Origin of the sequence: Bradyrhizobium genosp. P, from assembly GCF_049949265.1 — a bacterium.
GTDB lineage: Bacteria > Pseudomonadota > Alphaproteobacteria > Rhizobiales > Xanthobacteraceae > Bradyrhizobium.
Window position 1 is genome coordinate 3,665,692 of record NZ_CP188195.1, and the last position, 14,505, is coordinate 3,680,196.

Annotated in this window: 16 protein-coding genes; 7 read left to right on the plus strand and 9 right to left on the minus strand. The window is 63.8% G+C overall.

The window, feature by feature from the left end; translation table 11 throughout:
* Nucleotides 1-581: 581 nt before the first annotated feature.
* Nucleotides 582-920, plus strand: a complete 339-nt coding sequence (locus tag ACP2YO_RS17750) for a hypothetical protein (RefSeq protein WP_426441991.1) — start codon at nucleotides 582-584, stop codon at nucleotides 918-920.
* Nucleotides 921-1,015: 95 nt separating this feature from the next.
* Nucleotides 1,016-1,573 (plus strand): cupin domain-containing protein, encoded by a 558-nt coding sequence (locus tag ACP2YO_RS17755; RefSeq protein ID WP_426441992.1) that lies wholly within the window; start codon nucleotides 1,016-1,018, stop codon nucleotides 1,571-1,573.
* 139 nt (nucleotides 1,574-1,712) lie between these two features.
* Here ACP2YO_RS17755 and ACP2YO_RS17760 read toward each other — a convergent pair whose 3' ends face one another.
* A complete protein-coding gene (locus ACP2YO_RS17760; RefSeq protein WP_426441993.1) occupies nucleotides 1,713-2,963 on the minus strand; it encodes a NupC/NupG family nucleoside CNT transporter in 1,251 nt (416 codons plus the stop codon).
* A gap of 115 nt (nucleotides 2,964-3,078) precedes the next feature.
* Between ACP2YO_RS17760 and ACP2YO_RS17765 the strand changes: the two genes are divergently transcribed.
* Nucleotides 3,079-4,302 (plus strand): MFS transporter, encoded by a 1,224-nt coding sequence (locus ACP2YO_RS17765; protein ID WP_426443229.1) that lies wholly within the window; start codon nucleotides 3,079-3,081, stop codon nucleotides 4,300-4,302.
* 303 nt (nucleotides 4,303-4,605) lie between these two features.
* Here ACP2YO_RS17765 and ACP2YO_RS17770 read toward each other — a convergent pair whose 3' ends face one another.
* The 6 genes from ACP2YO_RS17770 to ACP2YO_RS17795 all read right to left on the minus strand — a co-directional run bounded on the left by ACP2YO_RS17770 (nucleotide 4,606) and on the right by ACP2YO_RS17795 (nucleotide 10,172).
* Nucleotides 4,606-5,367 (minus strand): SDR family oxidoreductase, encoded by a 762-nt coding sequence (locus ACP2YO_RS17770; protein WP_426441994.1) that lies wholly within the window; start codon nucleotides 5,365-5,367, stop codon nucleotides 4,606-4,608.
* Nucleotides 5,368-5,378: 11 nt separating this feature from the next.
* The gene (locus ACP2YO_RS17775; protein ID WP_426441995.1) at nucleotides 5,379-6,140 is read right to left on the minus strand and encodes a peptidase; all 762 of its coding nucleotides are present in this window, start codon (nucleotides 6,138-6,140) and stop codon (nucleotides 5,379-5,381) included.
* Nucleotides 6,141-6,234: 94 nt separating this feature from the next.
* Nucleotides 6,235-6,660: a carboxymuconolactone decarboxylase family protein gene (locus tag ACP2YO_RS17780; RefSeq protein WP_426441996.1), complete on the minus strand. Its 426-nt coding sequence runs from the start codon at nucleotides 6,658-6,660 to the stop codon at nucleotides 6,235-6,237.
* A 143-nt stretch (nucleotides 6,661-6,803) separates the two neighbouring features.
* Entirely contained in the window at nucleotides 6,804-7,646 is an 843-nt protein-coding gene (locus ACP2YO_RS17785; RefSeq protein ID WP_426441997.1) for a transglutaminase family protein, read from the minus strand.
* Between the two features lie 152 nt (nucleotides 7,647-7,798).
* The gene (locus ACP2YO_RS17790) at nucleotides 7,799-8,746 is read right to left on the minus strand and encodes an alpha-E domain-containing protein (RefSeq protein WP_426441998.1); all 948 of its coding nucleotides are present in this window, start codon (nucleotides 8,744-8,746) and stop codon (nucleotides 7,799-7,801) included.
* Nucleotides 8,747-8,753: 7 nt separating this feature from the next.
* Nucleotides 8,754-10,172, minus strand: a complete 1,419-nt coding sequence (locus ACP2YO_RS17795; protein WP_426441999.1) for a circularly permuted type 2 ATP-grasp protein — start codon at nucleotides 10,170-10,172, stop codon at nucleotides 8,754-8,756.
* A gap of 226 nt (nucleotides 10,173-10,398) precedes the next feature.
* Between ACP2YO_RS17795 and ACP2YO_RS17800 the strand changes: the two genes are divergently transcribed.
* From ACP2YO_RS17800 to ACP2YO_RS17810, 3 genes are all read left to right on the plus strand, one after another.
* Nucleotides 10,399-11,154 carry a competence/damage-inducible protein A gene (locus tag ACP2YO_RS17800; protein WP_426442000.1) on the plus strand — a complete coding sequence of 252 codons (756 nt, stop codon included), beginning with the start codon at nucleotides 10,399-10,401 and terminating at the stop codon, nucleotides 11,152-11,154.
* A 6-nt stretch (nucleotides 11,155-11,160) separates the two neighbouring features.
* Entirely contained in the window at nucleotides 11,161-11,688 is a 528-nt protein-coding gene (gpt, locus tag ACP2YO_RS17805; protein WP_426442001.1) for a xanthine phosphoribosyltransferase, read from the plus strand.
* Between the two features lie 113 nt (nucleotides 11,689-11,801).
* Nucleotides 11,802-12,416: a hypothetical protein gene (locus ACP2YO_RS17810; protein ID WP_426442002.1), complete on the plus strand. Its 615-nt coding sequence runs from the start codon at nucleotides 11,802-11,804 to the stop codon at nucleotides 12,414-12,416.
* Between the two features lie 6 nt (nucleotides 12,417-12,422).
* Here the strand turns inward: ACP2YO_RS17810 and ACP2YO_RS17815 are convergent, their stop codons facing one another.
* On the minus strand, nucleotides 12,423-12,650 hold the full coding sequence (locus tag ACP2YO_RS17815) for a hypothetical protein (protein ID WP_426442003.1): 228 nt from the start codon (nucleotides 12,648-12,650) through the stop codon (nucleotides 12,423-12,425).
* Between the two features lie 5 nt (nucleotides 12,651-12,655).
* Nucleotides 12,656-13,678 (minus strand): methionine synthase, encoded by a 1,023-nt coding sequence (locus ACP2YO_RS17820; RefSeq protein ID WP_426442004.1) that lies wholly within the window; start codon nucleotides 13,676-13,678, stop codon nucleotides 12,656-12,658.
* A gap of 99 nt (nucleotides 13,679-13,777) precedes the next feature.
* Here ACP2YO_RS17820 and ACP2YO_RS17825 point away from each other — a divergent pair, with 99 nt between their 5' ends.
* The gene (locus tag ACP2YO_RS17825) at nucleotides 13,778-14,482 is read left to right on the plus strand and encodes a glutathione binding-like protein (protein ID WP_426442005.1); all 705 of its coding nucleotides are present in this window, start codon (nucleotides 13,778-13,780) and stop codon (nucleotides 14,480-14,482) included.
* Nucleotides 14,483-14,505: the final 23 nt, after the last annotated feature.

The following is a 14,505-nucleotide window of genomic DNA, read 5'->3' on the forward strand; positions in this document are numbered from 1 at the left end:
CCATGGGCGCCAACGCTGCGCTCACGGCTGCTCAGAGAGCCTACGACGCTGGTCTCTCTGTCGCCGGCACGGCGGATGTTGCCCAGGCGGGTCGCGTGGCGTCGTCGTTGGTCGAGCGGCGTCCGTCGGGCACAGTCACAGGGCTTGCCGCGTCGGCATCCGATGTCACAACCGACCTGTCCGTTGCGGACACGCCCAACGCTAGGAAATCGGCTGATTGAGCGAACCGCCGCCTTTTCTTTTGGTCCTTGCCGGTCCGAACGGCTCGGGAAAGAGCACGCTCACGAACTACTTGATCGAGGCCGGAATCGACTTCGGCGAGTACATCAATCCCGATGAAATCGCCCTTGCAGTCTTCGGACCGGAACCCGAACGGTCGAAGCGAGCGCAGGAGATTGCGGACCGTCGTCGCGACCGTTGTCTGAGCGGGCAGTCGAACTTCAGTTTCGAGACGGTGATGTCGCATCCGAGCAAAGTCGATATCATGATCCGTGCGGTTGATGCAGGATACGACGTCACACTCTATTTCGTCTGCACCTCCGATCCGGAGATCAACGTTAGACGGGTCGAGAACCGTCAGTTTGGGCGGTCACGATGTGCCGCGCGACCGAATCGTCGCACGCTATTGGCGCTCACTGGACTTGCTGTGTCATGCGGCGTTGGTTGCGCGCCGCAGTGTGCTTTTCGACAACAGCGCTGTCGTCGGCTATCGCGCCAATCCGCGGCTGCCATATCCGCAGAATGGCCTGCGGCCGGTCTGTCAAATCACCGGGAACGGAAGAGAGTACGCAGTCGTGCTGGGGTCGGATATGCCCGGCTGGGTCGTTCAATTCCTGGTCAACCCGTTGGACGCGCTGGCGCGCAGTCCCGGAAGCGGAATCACCTTAAAGATCGAGCAGAAAACGGGACCGCTGGGGTAGCTTGGCTTTGCAATTGCCGCGTGGTCCGGGACTCGATAGTCTCCGCGCAGGTTGTGCCCGCTCGTCGGGTGAGGCGCACAGCAGGGAGGTCGGCAATGGTCAGGAAAAAGACGGCGGCAAGACCCGCAGCCAAGACCGCGGTGAAGAAGAAATGGACGGGGCTCAAGGGCGCGGCCAAATCCTCCGCGCGCAAGACCGTGAAGTCCAAGGGCCGCGTCTCGACGGCAAGGCCCAAAGCTGCAGCGAAGCCGACGTCAAAAGCCCGGCCGAGGCAGCGCATCGCCATCAGCCATCACCGCGAAGAGGATTTCAAGACCGACGGGTTGCGCACCTACGCCAAGTACCGCGACCTCGGCATCGCTGCGGCATCGCATGGCCTGGCGCAGGCGCATGTCATCCGGCTGCAAGGTCCGTGCAATCCGGAAGAGGTCTCGAAACTGCATTTCCACGACGTCGAATTCCAGATGGTCTATGTGCTCAAGGGCTGGGTGAAGACCTACATGGAAGGCGAGGGCGAGACCTTGATGAAGCAAGGCAGCGCCTGGACCCAGCCTCCGCGCGTCAGGCACATGATCCTGGATTACTCCGACGACGTCGAATTGCTGGAGGTGATCCTGCCGGCGGAATTCAAGACGGTGGAGTTGACGGCGTAAGGACGTCGTATGCTGCTCGCGCCAATGCTCGTCATGGCCGGGCTTGACCCGGCCATCCATCTCGCTTCGCACGAATGTTTCCCGATTGATGGATGGCCGGGTCATAGTCCTTCGGACGGCGATTCCCGGGCACGACGACCTAAGTCAAAACCCCCACGATCGCGCCCATCAGGCACGTCGTGAGCGTGCCTGAGACGATCGACTTCAGCCCGAGCGCGTTGATCTCCTCGCGCCGCTCGGGCGCCATGGTGCCGAGGCCGCCGATCATGATGCCGAGGCTGCCGAAATTGGCGAAGCCGCACATCGCGTAGAGCATGATCAGCCGTGAGCGCGGATCGAGCGCGTCGGTGCCGAGCTTCGAGAAATCGACATAGGCGATCAGCTCGTTCAGCACGGTCTTGGTGCCCATCAGGCTGCCCGCCGTCACCGCCTGCGACCAGGGCAGGCCCATCAGCCAGCACACCGGCGCCATCACATAACCGAGCAGCCGCTGCAGCGAGATTTTCGCGCCGCCGACTTCCGGCAGCAGGCCGATGATGGCGTTGACGAGATACACCAGCGCGACCAGCACCAGCAGCATCGCGATGATATTGATCAGCAGCTCGACCCCGGCCGCGGTCCCCTTGACGATCGCATCCATCGTCGAGGAGACCTGAACGTCGGGATCCTCCAGCGATCCGCCGGTGCGCCTGTCAGCTGTTTCAGGCACCATGATCAGGCTCACCAAAATCGCGGCCGGCGCGCCGAGCACGGATGCAATGACAAAATGGGCGGCCGCATCGGGTATCAGCGGTGCAAGAAGCGTGGCGTAGAGCACCAGCACAGTGCCGGCGATACCGGCCATGCCACCGGTCATCACCAGAAACAATTCGCTGCGCGTGAGCTGCGGCAGATAGGGGCGGATGAAGAGCGGCGCTTCCACCATGCCGAGGAAGATGTTGGCCGCGGTCGAAAGCCCGACCGCGCCGCCGACGCCGAGCGTGCGCTCGAGCAGCCATGCCATGCCGCGCACCACCGGCGGCAACACGCGCCAATAGAACAGCAGCGTCGTCAGCACGCTCATGAGCAGCACGATCGGCAGCGCCTGGAACGCGAGGATGAAATCGGTGCCCGGCGTTTTCGGATCGAACGGCGCCGGGCCGCCGCCGACATAGCCGAACACGAAGGCGGTGCCGGCGCGGGTCGCCGCGGCGATGGTGCCGACCGCGTCGTTGATCGCGCCGAACGCTGTCGTCACCAGCGGCACCTTGATCAACACCAGCGCGGTGACGATGGTGGCGGCAAGGCCAATCGCGGCCTGTCGCAGCGACACCGCATGGCGATTCTCGCCGAACGCCCAGGCGATCGCAAGGAGCGCCACCACGCCGAACGCCGATTGCAATTGCAGCATCAAGCCCCCGAAAACCCGTCACCGGATTATGGCAGGCGCTTCGCACAGCGCAATGCTGTTGCGCGCTGACACAAGCGGCATTGACAAGTTGCAGGCGGTCGGCCACGGCTCCGTGATGTCCTCCGTTATGCCGGTCGGCGCCCGCGATCTGCTCGCCGACAGACCCTTCCTGTTTTTCCTGTCGTCGCGCAGCCTGTCGCGCTTCTCCAGCCAGATCGGCGCCGTTGCGATCGGCTGGCAAATCTACGATTTGACCGGCAGCGCCTTCGACCTCGGCATGGTCGGGCTGGTCCAGTTTCTTCCGACGGCGCTGCTCGTATTTGTTGCCGGCCACACCGCCGACCGGTTTGAGCGCAAGCGCGTGGTGCAGGCCTGCCAGCTTCTGGAGGCGCTGGCCGCGCTGTTCCTGGCGGTGAGCACCTACGCCGGGACCATCTCCGAGCTGCAGATCTTCGCCGCCACTTTCGTGCTGGGAATCGCCGGCGCATTCGAGAGTCCGGCGACTGCGGCGCTGCTCCCACTGATCGCGCCGCAGGGCTCGCTGCAGCGGGCGACCGCGATCTCGAGCGGCGCGGCGCAGATCGCGACCATCACGGGACCGGCGCTCGGCGGCTTTGCTTTTGCATTCACGCCGAGCATGCCCTACGCCGTCATGGTTGTGTTCTGGCTGTTCGGCATGATCCTGACCGGCGGCATCGGCCGGCTGCAGCAGGCGCCGGTGAAGGAGACGGCGTCGCCGGACGACTTGTACGCTGGCGTCACCTTCGTCCGCAGCAATCCGGCGATCCTCGGCACTATCTCGCTCGATTTGTTCGCGGTGCTGTTCGGCGGCGTGGCCGCGCTGTTGCCGATCTATGCGCGCGACATCCTGGCGGCCGGTCCGCTCGGGCTCGGCATCCTGCGGGCGGCGCCGGCGGTCGGTGCGCTGCTGATGACGATGGTGTTGGCGCGGCACACGATCAATCGCCGCGTCGGAATGCGGATGTTCCAGGCGGTGATCGTGTTCGGAGTGGCGACGGTGGTGTTCGCGCTGTCGCGCTGGATGTGGCTGTCGGTGCTGGCGCTGGCAGTGCTGGGCGCGGCGGATACGATCAGCGTCGTGATCCGCTTCTCGCTGGTGCAGCTTGCAACACCCGATGCGATGCGCGGCCGCGTCGGCGCGGTGAATTTCCTGTTCATCAACGCGTCGAACCAGCTCGGCCAGTTCGAGAGCGGCGTTACCGCGGCGCTGCTCGGCGTCATGCCGGCCGCCGTGCTCGGCGGCGTCGGCACGATTGCGATCGCGCTACTCTGGATGAAGCTGTTCCCGACGCTGCGGAACGTGGAGAAGCTGGAGTAGGTGCGCCGCTCTCTTTCCATTCGTCATTGCGAGGAGCGAAGCGACGAAGCAATCCATCTTTCCCCGCGGGGATCGATGGATTGCTTCGCTTCGCTCGCAATGACGGTCATTCTTCACTTCGCCCTGCTTGCCGGGAGAGGTAGGATTGTACGATTTCGGAATAATGGAAGAATGCCGCTGATTTGCCCGACATGTCAAGTTACCGTGTCGGACGCCGGCAACCCCCGCTACTTTGCATGGGGTTGTTTTCGATATTTTTCGCGCACCCCCGCTATAGCCCTGCCGCAGGCGGGAAGAAGAAGATCAACCCCGCCCCACGAACGGCATCTTGCTGGCCATGACCGTCATGAACAGCACGTTGGCGTCGAGCGGCAGGCCGGCCATGTAGGCGACGGCATCGCCGACGGCTTTGGCGTCCATGCGCGGTTCGTGTTTCATCGTGCCGTCGGGCTGCATCACACCGGGGCCGGCCACCATGCGGTCGGTCATCGGCGTTGCCGCGTTGCCGATGTCGACCTGGCCGACGGCGATGTCGTACATGCGGCCGTCGAGATTGGAGGCCTTGGTCAGGCCGGTGATGGCATGCTTGGTCGAGGTGTAGGCAGCCGAGAACGGCCGCGGCGCATGCGCCGAGATCGAGCCGTTGTTGATGATGCGGCCGCCGCGCGGCGTCTGGTCCTTCATGATGCGGAAGGCGTGCTGGGTGCACAGGAACGGCGCGGTGAGGTTGGTGTTCACCACCGCCTGCCACTGCTCGAGCGGCAGATCCTCGAAGTTCACCGGCGGCGCACCCATGCCGGCGTTGTTGAAGAGCAGGTCGAGCCGACCGTAAGTGGACTTCACGGTGTCGAACAGCGCCGCGATCGAGGCGGGATTGGCCATGTCGGCGGAGACGCAAAGGCTCTTGCCGGCGGGGCCGAGCTTGCTGGTCTCTTCCAGCATCTCCTTGCGGCGTCCGACCAGCACGACGGTGAAGCCTGCGTTCATCAAAGCGAGCGATGCCGCGCGTCCGACGCCGGTGCCGGCACCGGTGACGACGGCGATCTTGTTGGTGGCCTCAGTCATCTGGTTTCCTCTTATTTGGTTTTTGCTTCGGTTTCGTTCTTGTAGGGCGGCCGCGGAATATTCTGGTGCGCCGCGCGCAGTGCCGCCGACCAGCGCGACCGCAGATCGTGGAAATAGGGCTCGCCGGCCTCGATGCGATGGTTGAGATCGGCCTCGCAGGCATCCGTACGCACCAGCAGCACGTCGATAGGCAGGCCGACGCCGAGATTGGAGCGCATGGTCGAATCCATCGAGATCAGCCCCGTCTTGAGCGCCTCGTAAAGCTCGACGTCGTAATGCATGGCGCGGTCAAGCACCGGCTTGCCGTATTTGTGCTCGCCGATCTGCAAATAGGGCGTGTCGGTGGTGCATTCGATGAAGTTGCCCGCGGTGTAGACCATGAACAGCCGCATCCGCGAGCCCTTGATCTGGCCACCGAACAGGAACGAGACGTCGAACGAGACGTCTTCCGACCTCAATGCTTCGCCCTCGGTAGAGTGCACCGAGCGGATGGCGCGGCCGATGCGCTGGGCCGCCTGGAACATGGTCGGCGCATTCATCAGCGTCTCGAGCTCGCCGGTGTGCGGATCCTCCATGCCCTCGGTCAGGGTCGACAGCACCGACTGACTGATCGCCAGATTGCCGGCGCTCGCGATCGCCATGATCCGTTCGCCGGGCTTGGAGAAGATGTGCAGCTTGCGGAAGGTCGAGACATTGTCGAGGCCGGCATTGGTGCGGGTGTCGGCGATCATCACGAGGCCGTCGCGCACCAGAATTCCGCAGCAATAGGTCATTTCCAGTCCCCAACGGTCCGAGTTTCTCGGCGCAGAACTAGTAGCCAATTTCGGGGGCGCATCCAACCCAAATTCCCCGGCGAAGGCAGGGCCGTCACGCGTCCTGCGTTGGTCCTATCGATGAATTGACGAGGAACTCCTCGTCGACGGGCACGCCGAGCGCAGTGACCAACCGGTTCGTTTCGGCGGCCATGCCGACGATCGCCAGCATCTCGTGATATTCGGCCTCGGTCATGCCCTTCGCACGGGCGCCTGCGGTGTGCGAATGAATGCAGTAGCTGCAGCCATGGGCTACCGAGACCGCAACGTAGAGCATCTCCTTGATCTTTGGATCGAGCGCGCCTGGCGCCATCACTTCCTTGATGCTCTCCCAGGTTCGACGCAGGGTCTTCGGATCATGCGCGAGCGCGCGCCAGAAATTGTTGACGAAGTCCGACTTCCGCGTTTTTCGGATATCCTCGAACACAGCGCGCGCCTCGGCCGAGAGCTCGTCGTCGGAAAGCAGTTTTACGGTTGCCATGCTCGTCTCGCTGGTCTGGGGTTGAAGCGATGTCTCAGCATCGGATTTTGCCGTCATTGCGAGGAGCGCAGCGACGAAGCAATCCATGTTTCGATTGCTTCGCTCCGCTCGCAATGACGGCGGCGATGGAGCGGAGCCGCGCCTTACGACTGCGTCTGGCTCTGCCACTGGCCGGGACGCCCGGCCTGGTCGACCTTGACCGCGACCGTCAGCGTTTCCGTGCCGCCGCCATAGCGGGTGCCGCGGACGGGGGCCGCGCCGAGATAGTCGAGACCGATCGCGACGCGGGCGTGGGCGTCGGTGACGCAGATGCCGTTGGCGGCGTCGAAGCCGACCCAGCCGAGACCGGGCACGTGGGCTTCCGCCCAGGCATGGCCGGCCTGCTGGTTGACCGTGCCGTCGGAGCGCAGGAAGTGTCCGGAGACGAACCGCGCCGGCACGCCGCCGGCGCGGGCGCAAGCGATGAAGATATGGGCATAGTCCTGGCAGACGCCGCGCTTCAGCGCGAATGCCTCGGCGGCCGAGGTGCCGCTGGTGGTCGGGTCCTCGTCGAACGTCATGTGCTCGTAGATCTGCACCATCAGCGCATGCAGAAAGCCGAGCACGTCGCCGTCGGCCTCGCTGCGCATATCCCGCACAAAACCCGCCATCGCCGGATTGACGTCGGTCAGCGGCGTGGAGCGCAGGAACAGACTCGGCGGAAACCGCTCGTCGGTGCCGCGCAGCACGCCACCGGTGTCGTGGGTCTCGACCAGGCCTTCGCAATGGACGGTGAGGTCACCGATCGAACCATGCGTCAACACATGGGTGAAATTACCGAAGGCATCCTCATGGGTATCGAGCCGGGAATCGGTCGAGACGTCGATCTGCCACTCCGCGACATATTGGCCGTCATGGCTGCCCGGCGTCATCCGCAAAATCTGGATCACGCCCGTGGCAGCCGGCTCGTAGCGATAGGTGGTGGTATGGGCTATTCGCAGGCGCATGGTTTAACCAACAGGAGGTTGGGATCGTTGTGCCCGGCCTCTTGCCGGGCATCCACGTCTTTCGTCCTTATCGCCCCTCTAAGCAAGGCAGGGATGGACGGGGCAAGTCCGGCCATGACGACATTTTACGGTCTTTTTGTCCTACGAACCGGTCAAACCAGGTATTGCCTGGTGACGATTTCACCCAGCCGAGAGTTGTCCGCGATGAATTCCTGGATGAACTCGTGCACGCCATGCTGGAAGATATCGTCCATGTGGCTGTGCTCAAGCCGGTTCCTGATGCCGCGGGCGTGGCGCTGGGCGGCGCCCTGGCGGCCATAGGCGACGCCGATCTGGTCCAGATTCCGCACCAGATTGCTGTAACAGCTCGCCAGCGATCGCGGCAGCGTGTCGTTCAGGATCAGAAGGTCGGCGATCAGCCAGGGTTTCAGGGTTTCCCGGTAGACCCAATGATACGCTGTAAGCGCCGAAACCGAGCGGAGGATCGAGGTCCACTGATAGTAATCCAGCGGGCCGCCGACATGCTCCTCCTCGGGCAGCAGCACATGGTATTTCACGTCGAGAATGCGCGCGGTGTTGTCGGCGCGCTCCAGATGCACGCCGAGGCGTGAGAACCAATAGGCATCGTTGCGCAGCATGGTCCGGTAGGCCGAGCCGTCGAAGCGCAGCGAGGTCTCCTGCACGAAGCGTAGAAACTTTGCCAATTCCTCGCGGCTTCCGGTGCCGCCCTTGGTCCAGACCGCCTGCAATTCAATCCAGGACGAGTTGATGGTGTCCCACATCTCCGATGTCAGCGCAGTGCGCACCGAGCGGGAATTCAGCCGGGCCGACTCGATACAGTTCTTGATCGAGGAGGAGTTTGCATCGGAGAACGACAAATACTCGACGACATTGTGCTCGTTGGCTTCCTCGTAGTGTTCGTAAAAGGCGGCGCCGACGCCGGCCGTGAGCAGCGCGGAGTCCCATTCGTTGGTCTTGCCGATATAGGCTGCCGGCAGCGCGGTGACCCGGAGCGTCGCATCGATCGTGCGCGCGAGATATTCGGCGCGCTCGACATAGCGGGCGAGCCAGAACAGGTTTTCGGCGGTGCGCGACAGCATGCTCTGACTACTCGCTCAGTATCCAGGTGTCCTTGGTGCCGCCGCCTTGGCTCGAATTGACCACGAGCGAGCCTTCCTTCAGCGCGACGCGGGTCAACCCGCCCGGCACGATGGTGGTGTGGCTGCTGCCGGTCAGCACGAACGGCCGCAGGTCGACGTGGCGCGGCGCCAGGCCCTTGGCGGTGCAGGTCGGACAGGTCGACAGCGCCAGGGTCGGCTGGGCGATGAAACCTTCCGGTTCGCGCTTGAGCTTGTCGCGGAACGCCTCGATGGTCGCCTTGGTGGCGGCCGGCCCAATCAGCATGCCGTAGCCGCCGGAGCCGTGCACTTCCTTGACGACGAGGTCGGCAAGATTGTCGAGCACGTAGGACAGATCCTGCGGCTCGCGGCAGCGGAAGGTCTGCACGTTCTTGAGGATCGGCTCCTCGCTGAGATAGAACTTCACGATGTCGGGCATGTAGGAGTAGATCGCCTTGTCGTCGGCGATGCCGGTGCCGACCGCGTTGGCGAGCGTGATATTGCCGGCCGCATAGGCCGACATCAGCCCGGGGACGCCGAGCGCGGAATCAGGGCGGAAGGTGAGGGGATCGAGGAAATCGTCGTCGACGCGGCGGTAGATCACGTCAACCCGTTTCAGCCCCTCGGTGGTGCGCATGAACACCTCGTCGTTCTTGACGATGAGGTCCCGGCCCTCAACCAGCTCGATGCCGAGCTTGTCGGCCAAAAACGAGTGCTCGTAATAGGCCGAGTTGTAGATCCCGGGGGTCATCAGTGCGACCGTCGGCTCGGCCGCGGCGCTGTGCGGCGCCACCGAGCGCAGCGCCGACAGCAACTCGTCCGGATAGCGCTCGACCGGTGCGACACGGTGCCGCGAGAACAGGTCCGGAAACAGCCGCATCATGATTTCGCGGTTTTCCAGCATGTAGGACACGCCGGACGGCGTTCGCGCGTTGTCCTCCAGCACGATGAAGTTGTCCGGATCGGTGCGGATAATGTCGATGCCGGCGATGTGGACGTAGATGTCGTGCGGTACGTCCTGGCCGTTCATCTCCGGGCGGAACACCGGATTCTGGAAGATCAGGTCCTCGGGGATGATGTTGGCGCGCAGGATGTCGCGGCCGTGGTAGATGTCCTTGAGGAACATGTTGAGGGCGAGGACGCGCTGCTTCAGGCCCTTCTCCATCAGCGTCCATTCGGAGGCTGAGAGGATGCGCGGAATGACGTCGAAGGGGATCAACCGTTCCTGGGCTTCGGCATCGCCATAGACCGCGAAGGTGATGCCGATCCTGCGGAACAGCAGCTCCGCCTCTTGGCGGCGATATTCAAGCGCGTCCGGCGGCGTCTCTTTGAGCCAGCGGGAGAGCTCCTGGTAGGCCGGGCGGAGGTCTTCGCCGAGGCCGTTCATCTCATCGAACGCAACTGCCATATATCCTGACTGTCCTTCGAAGCCATGCGACACACAGTGCATGACTTGAGGTGGTGGTAGCAAGGGGCGGGCCAGCGCGATATGCATTGGCTTGCGGCATTTGCCAGGGGATGTCCGTCGGCGTTGCCCGAAAAACCGGCTTGGGGCTGCTTAATTCGGCGGCAATACCCCGTGACATCAAGGCGTTGGGTCGGCAATGTGAGGGGATCAGTTAAGGAATGAGACCATGAGCGAGATCGTCACGGCAGGGATATTGGTGATCGGCGACGAAATCCTGTCCGGCCGGACCAAGGACAAGAATATCGGCTTCATCGCCGAATACCTGACCAATATCGGCATCGACTTGAAGGAAGTGCGCGTCGTCGCCGACGACGAGGCCGACATCGTCGCCGCCCTTGATGCGCTGCGGCATAGGTACAACTACGTGTTCACCACCGGCGGCATCGGGCCGACCCATGACGACATCACCGCCGACAGCGTGGCGAAGGCGTTCGGGGTCGAAATCCATCATCACCCCGACGTGGTGGCGCGATTCAGGGAGCGCTGGAGCGAGCAGGACCTGAACGAGGCCCGGCTCCGCATGGCCCGCGTCCCCGATGGCGCCGAGCTGATCCAGAGCGCGACCATCCTGGCGCCCGGATTCAAGCTCGGCAATGTCATCGTGATGGCCGGCATTCCTACCATCATGCAGGCGATGATGGACATCGTGGCGCCGACGCTGAAGTCCGGCGTGCGGATGCTGTCGGACTCAGTGCGCGCCGACGCGCGGGAAGGCGACATCGGCGGGCCCCTGCGGGCGATCGCGCAGGCGCATCCCGACACCATCATCGGCAGCTATCCGTTCCAGGATGAGAACCAGAAGCCGAATACCAACCTGGTGGTGCGCTCGCGCGATCCGGAAAAGCTCGCGGCGGCGATGGGTGCGGTGAAGGAGATGTTGGTGCAGGTGAACGCCGCACGCAACAAGCCGGCGACAGGTTGATACGGCATGGCTGATAAAAGTTCAGAGCCGAGCGCGCGGGAGCGGGCTGGCCGGCCCTTTCCGGTCTCGTGGGATCAATTTCACCGGGATTGCCGGGCGCTGACCTGGCGGCTCAATGAGGTCGGGCCGTTCCATGCGGTGATCGCGATCACCCGCGGCGGGCTGGTGCCGGCCGCGATCGTAGCGCGCGAACTCGGCTTGCGGATCATCGATACGGTCTGCGTCGCAAGCTACGACCACGACAAGCAGGGCGACCTGCAGGTGCTCAAGGGCATATCGGAGCAGACTGCCAAGCTCGGCGGCGGTACCGGCAAGGGACTCCTGATCGTCGACGACCTCGTCGACACCGGCAAAACCGGCAGGCTGGTTCGCGAGATGCTGCCCGATGCACATTTCGCCACCGTCTATGCCAAACCGAAAGGGCGGCCGCTGGTCGATACCTTCATTACCGAGGTGTCGCAGGACACCTGGATCTTTTTCCCCTGGGACACCGCGCTGTCATTCCAGCCGCCGATCCGCGACGGTGCGGCGTGAGGTCACCGTCATTGCGAGCGAAGCGAAGCAATCCATCGCGCCACATTCGCGGATCTATGGATTGCTTCGTCGCTGACGCTCCTCGCAATGACGATTGCTGATAGATTGGCGTCATGCCCCTGCAAAACCGCGTCACACCATCAGGCGACGTCGTCGCGTCAGAACATCGCGGGACCTTTACCGGCAATCGCGGCATCATCCACGATCCCGCGACGCGGACCCTGCTGAACAGGCGCTGGTCGTCACCGGCCTGGCTCACCTGTGTCTGCGAGTTCAGGGGACGGCGGCGCGAGGTGATGAGCCGGCGGAGTTGGACCGAGCTGTTCTTCCTTGACGAAGCCACTGCCTTCGCCGCCGGGCACCGGCCCTGCTTCTACTGCCGCCGCGACGATGCCAAACGCTTTCGCGCCGCCTGGGAGGAGGGCAACGGCGTGAGCGGCCTCAGCGCCAAGGCGATGGATGCGGTGCTGCACGCTGAACGGCTCGACCACGGCAACAAGCGGCTACATCCCCTGCCGACGCCGCTACACGAGTTGCCCGATGGCGCGATGGTGCAGGCGAACGGGGAAAGCTATCTCGTCGCTGGTGGCCACACGTTGCGCTGGTCGTTTGCCGGCTATATCGGTGCCGATGTCGCAGGTTCCGCGAAGTTGCTGACGCCGCCATCCACCATCCGGGCGTTTCGGGCCGGCTATCGGCCGGTGCTGCATCCGAGCGCAGACGTCTAACGGGCCTCAGCGCAGTGGCTTGCCCTGTTCGTCGACGCTCATGCGGGAATCCCGCAGCGTCCATTCCTTGATGATCTGCCGGCAGCGCGCAACTTCGGACGCGTCTTGCGTACCAGGCGATTGCGCCGTGCGCGCAACCATATCGCGGCAAGCGTTGAGCTGATCGCGTTCGCCGCCATGCGCTGGCCACGCCACAGCCAGCAGCGCCGCCGCAGCCGCGATACGAAGCGGCATTGCCATCACCCCAGCTTCTGCCGCGCCAGCCTGGCGCCGGCGCCGAGCGCAAGCAGCTTGGCCTCCGCGATGTCCCGCCGCATCGGCGCCATGCCGCAATTGGTTGTTGCGACGATGTTGCCCTTCGGCACAAACTTTGCCACCGCCTCGATCACCTTGACGACGTCCTCCGCGGTCTCGACCTCGTCGTTCGCGACGTCGATCACGCCGGCCTGCACGATCTTGCCCGGCAACAGCGCCAGCAGTTCCAGCGGTACCTTTGAATTGCGGCATTCGATCGCGACCTGCTGGATCGTGCTCTTGTCGATCACCGGGAACGTGTCTTCGTACTGCCGCCACTCGCCGCCGAGCGTTTGCTTCCAGTCGGTGTTGGCCTTGATGCCGTAGCCGTAGCAGATGTGCACGGCGGTGGCGCAGGTCAGTCCCTCGGCGGCGCGCTCCAATGCCTTGATGCCCCAGTCACGCACCTCGTCCATGTAGACGTTGAAGGCGGGCTCATCGAACTGGATCATGTCGACACCGTCGGCTTGCAGCGCTTTTGCTTCCTCGTTCAACAGTTCGGCAAAGGCGAACGCCATCTTGACCCGGTCGCCGTAATATTTGTCGGCGATGGTATCGATGATGGTCATCGGACCGGGCAGGGTGAATTTCAGTTTGTTCTTGGTGTGGGCGCGGGCGACCCGGGCTTCGCCGTCGTGGACGCGGCCCTTCAGCCTGAGCGGCGCGACCACTTGAGGGACCATCGCTTTGTAGCGGTCCTTGCGGATGCCCATCTCCACCTTGTGGGCGAAATCGATGCCCTCGATCTTCTCCAGGAAGCCGTGCACGAAATGCTGGCGCGCCTGCTCCCCCTCGGTGACGATATCGACGCCGGCATCCTCCTGCAGCTTGACCGCCAGCATGATGGCGTCGCGCTTGGCGCGGGCGAGTTCGGCGCCTTGCGACTTCCAGGGCGCCCACAGGATGTTCGGCTCGGCCAGCCATTCCGGCTTCGGCAGGGAGCCTGCAATCGTGGTTGGAAACAGCATGGGAGCCTCCCGGACGGTTCGGATTGAGCGCCTGTCTGCCATGTCTTATGGTGGAGGTACAGAACAACAAAAGTCCTTGTGACCGGGATCGGGAGCCCAATGATCGACCTGCACCATGCGCCGACGCCGAACGGCTGGAAAATCTCGATCATGCTGGAGGAACTGGGGCTGCCCTACAGGGTCATCCCGGTCAACATCCGCGCCGGCGAGCAGTTCAGCCCCGAATTTCTGGCGATCAGCCCCAACAACCGCATCCCCGCGATCGTCGACCATGCGCCGGCCGATGGTGGCGGCCCGTTCCCGGTATTCGAGACCGGCGCCATCCTGATCTATCTCGCCGACAAGGCCGGCCGCTTCTTAGCCACGGAGATGCGTGCGCGGTCGACCGTCATCCAATGGGTGATGTGGCAGATGAGCGGCCTCGGTCCGATGCTCGGCCAGCACGGCCATTTCGCGCTCTATGCGGCGGAGAAGATCCCTTACGCGATCGAGCGCTATCGCGACGAGGCGGCGCGGCTCTACGGCGTGCTCGACCGCCAGCTCGGCAAGACCGGCGCCTATGTCGCCGGTGACGAGTATTCGATCGCCGACATCGCCTGCTTCCCCTGGACCATGACGCACAAGGCGCAGGGTTTTACGCTCGACGACTATCCGAACATGAAGCGTTGGTACGCCGCCGTGCGCGCCCGCCCGCAGGTGCAGGCGGGGCTGGCGATCGGCAAATTCGTCAAGGAGCCGTTCGACGAGGAGGCGCGCAAGAACATGTTCGGCGCGAAGGCGAGGGAAGTGTTGGGAAGACAGTAGATGCTCCCACGCCGTCATTGCGA

What these genes read in the sequence shown, in the direction of transcription:
- ACP2YO_RS17755 (WP_426441992.1), top strand. Translation starts at nt 1,016, where the DNA reads ATGGTCAGGAAAAAGACGGCGGCAAGACCCGCAGCCAAGACCGCGGTG.
- ACP2YO_RS17760 (WP_426441993.1), bottom strand. Translation starts at nt 2,963, where the DNA reads ATGCTGCAATTGCAATCGGCGTTCGGCGTGGTGGCGCTCCTTGCGATC.
- ACP2YO_RS17765 (WP_426443229.1), top strand. Translation starts at nt 3,079, where the DNA reads ATGTCCTCCGTTATGCCGGTCGGCGCCCGCGATCTGCTCGCCGACAGA.
- ACP2YO_RS17770 (WP_426441994.1), bottom strand. Translation starts at nt 5,367, where the DNA reads ATGACTGAGGCCACCAACAAGATCGCCGTCGTCACCGGTGCCGGCACC.
- ACP2YO_RS17775 (WP_426441995.1), bottom strand. Translation starts at nt 6,140, where the DNA reads ATGACCTATTGCTGCGGAATTCTGGTGCGCGACGGCCTCGTGATGATC.
- ACP2YO_RS17780 (WP_426441996.1), bottom strand. Translation starts at nt 6,660, where the DNA reads ATGGCAACCGTAAAACTGCTTTCCGACGACGAGCTCTCGGCCGAGGCG.
- ACP2YO_RS17785 (WP_426441997.1), bottom strand. Translation starts at nt 7,646, where the DNA reads ATGCGCCTGCGAATAGCCCATACCACCACCTATCGCTACGAGCCGGCT.
- ACP2YO_RS17790 (WP_426441998.1), bottom strand. Translation starts at nt 8,746, where the DNA reads ATGCTGTCGCGCACCGCCGAAAACCTGTTCTGGCTCGCCCGCTATGTC.
- ACP2YO_RS17795 (WP_426441999.1), bottom strand. Translation starts at nt 10,172, where the DNA reads ATGGCAGTTGCGTTCGATGAGATGAACGGCCTCGGCGAAGACCTCCGC.
- ACP2YO_RS17800 (WP_426442000.1), top strand. Translation starts at nt 10,399, where the DNA reads ATGAGCGAGATCGTCACGGCAGGGATATTGGTGATCGGCGACGAAATC.
- gpt (WP_426442001.1), top strand. Translation starts at nt 11,161, where the DNA reads ATGGCTGATAAAAGTTCAGAGCCGAGCGCGCGGGAGCGGGCTGGCCGG.
- ACP2YO_RS17810 (WP_426442002.1), top strand. Translation starts at nt 11,802, where the DNA reads ATGCCCCTGCAAAACCGCGTCACACCATCAGGCGACGTCGTCGCGTCA.
- ACP2YO_RS17815 (WP_426442003.1), bottom strand. Translation starts at nt 12,650, where the DNA reads ATGCCGCTTCGTATCGCGGCTGCGGCGGCGCTGCTGGCTGTGGCGTGG.
- ACP2YO_RS17820 (WP_426442004.1), bottom strand. Translation starts at nt 13,678, where the DNA reads ATGCTGTTTCCAACCACGATTGCAGGCTCCCTGCCGAAGCCGGAATGG.
- ACP2YO_RS17825 (WP_426442005.1), top strand. Translation starts at nt 13,778, where the DNA reads ATGATCGACCTGCACCATGCGCCGACGCCGAACGGCTGGAAAATCTCG.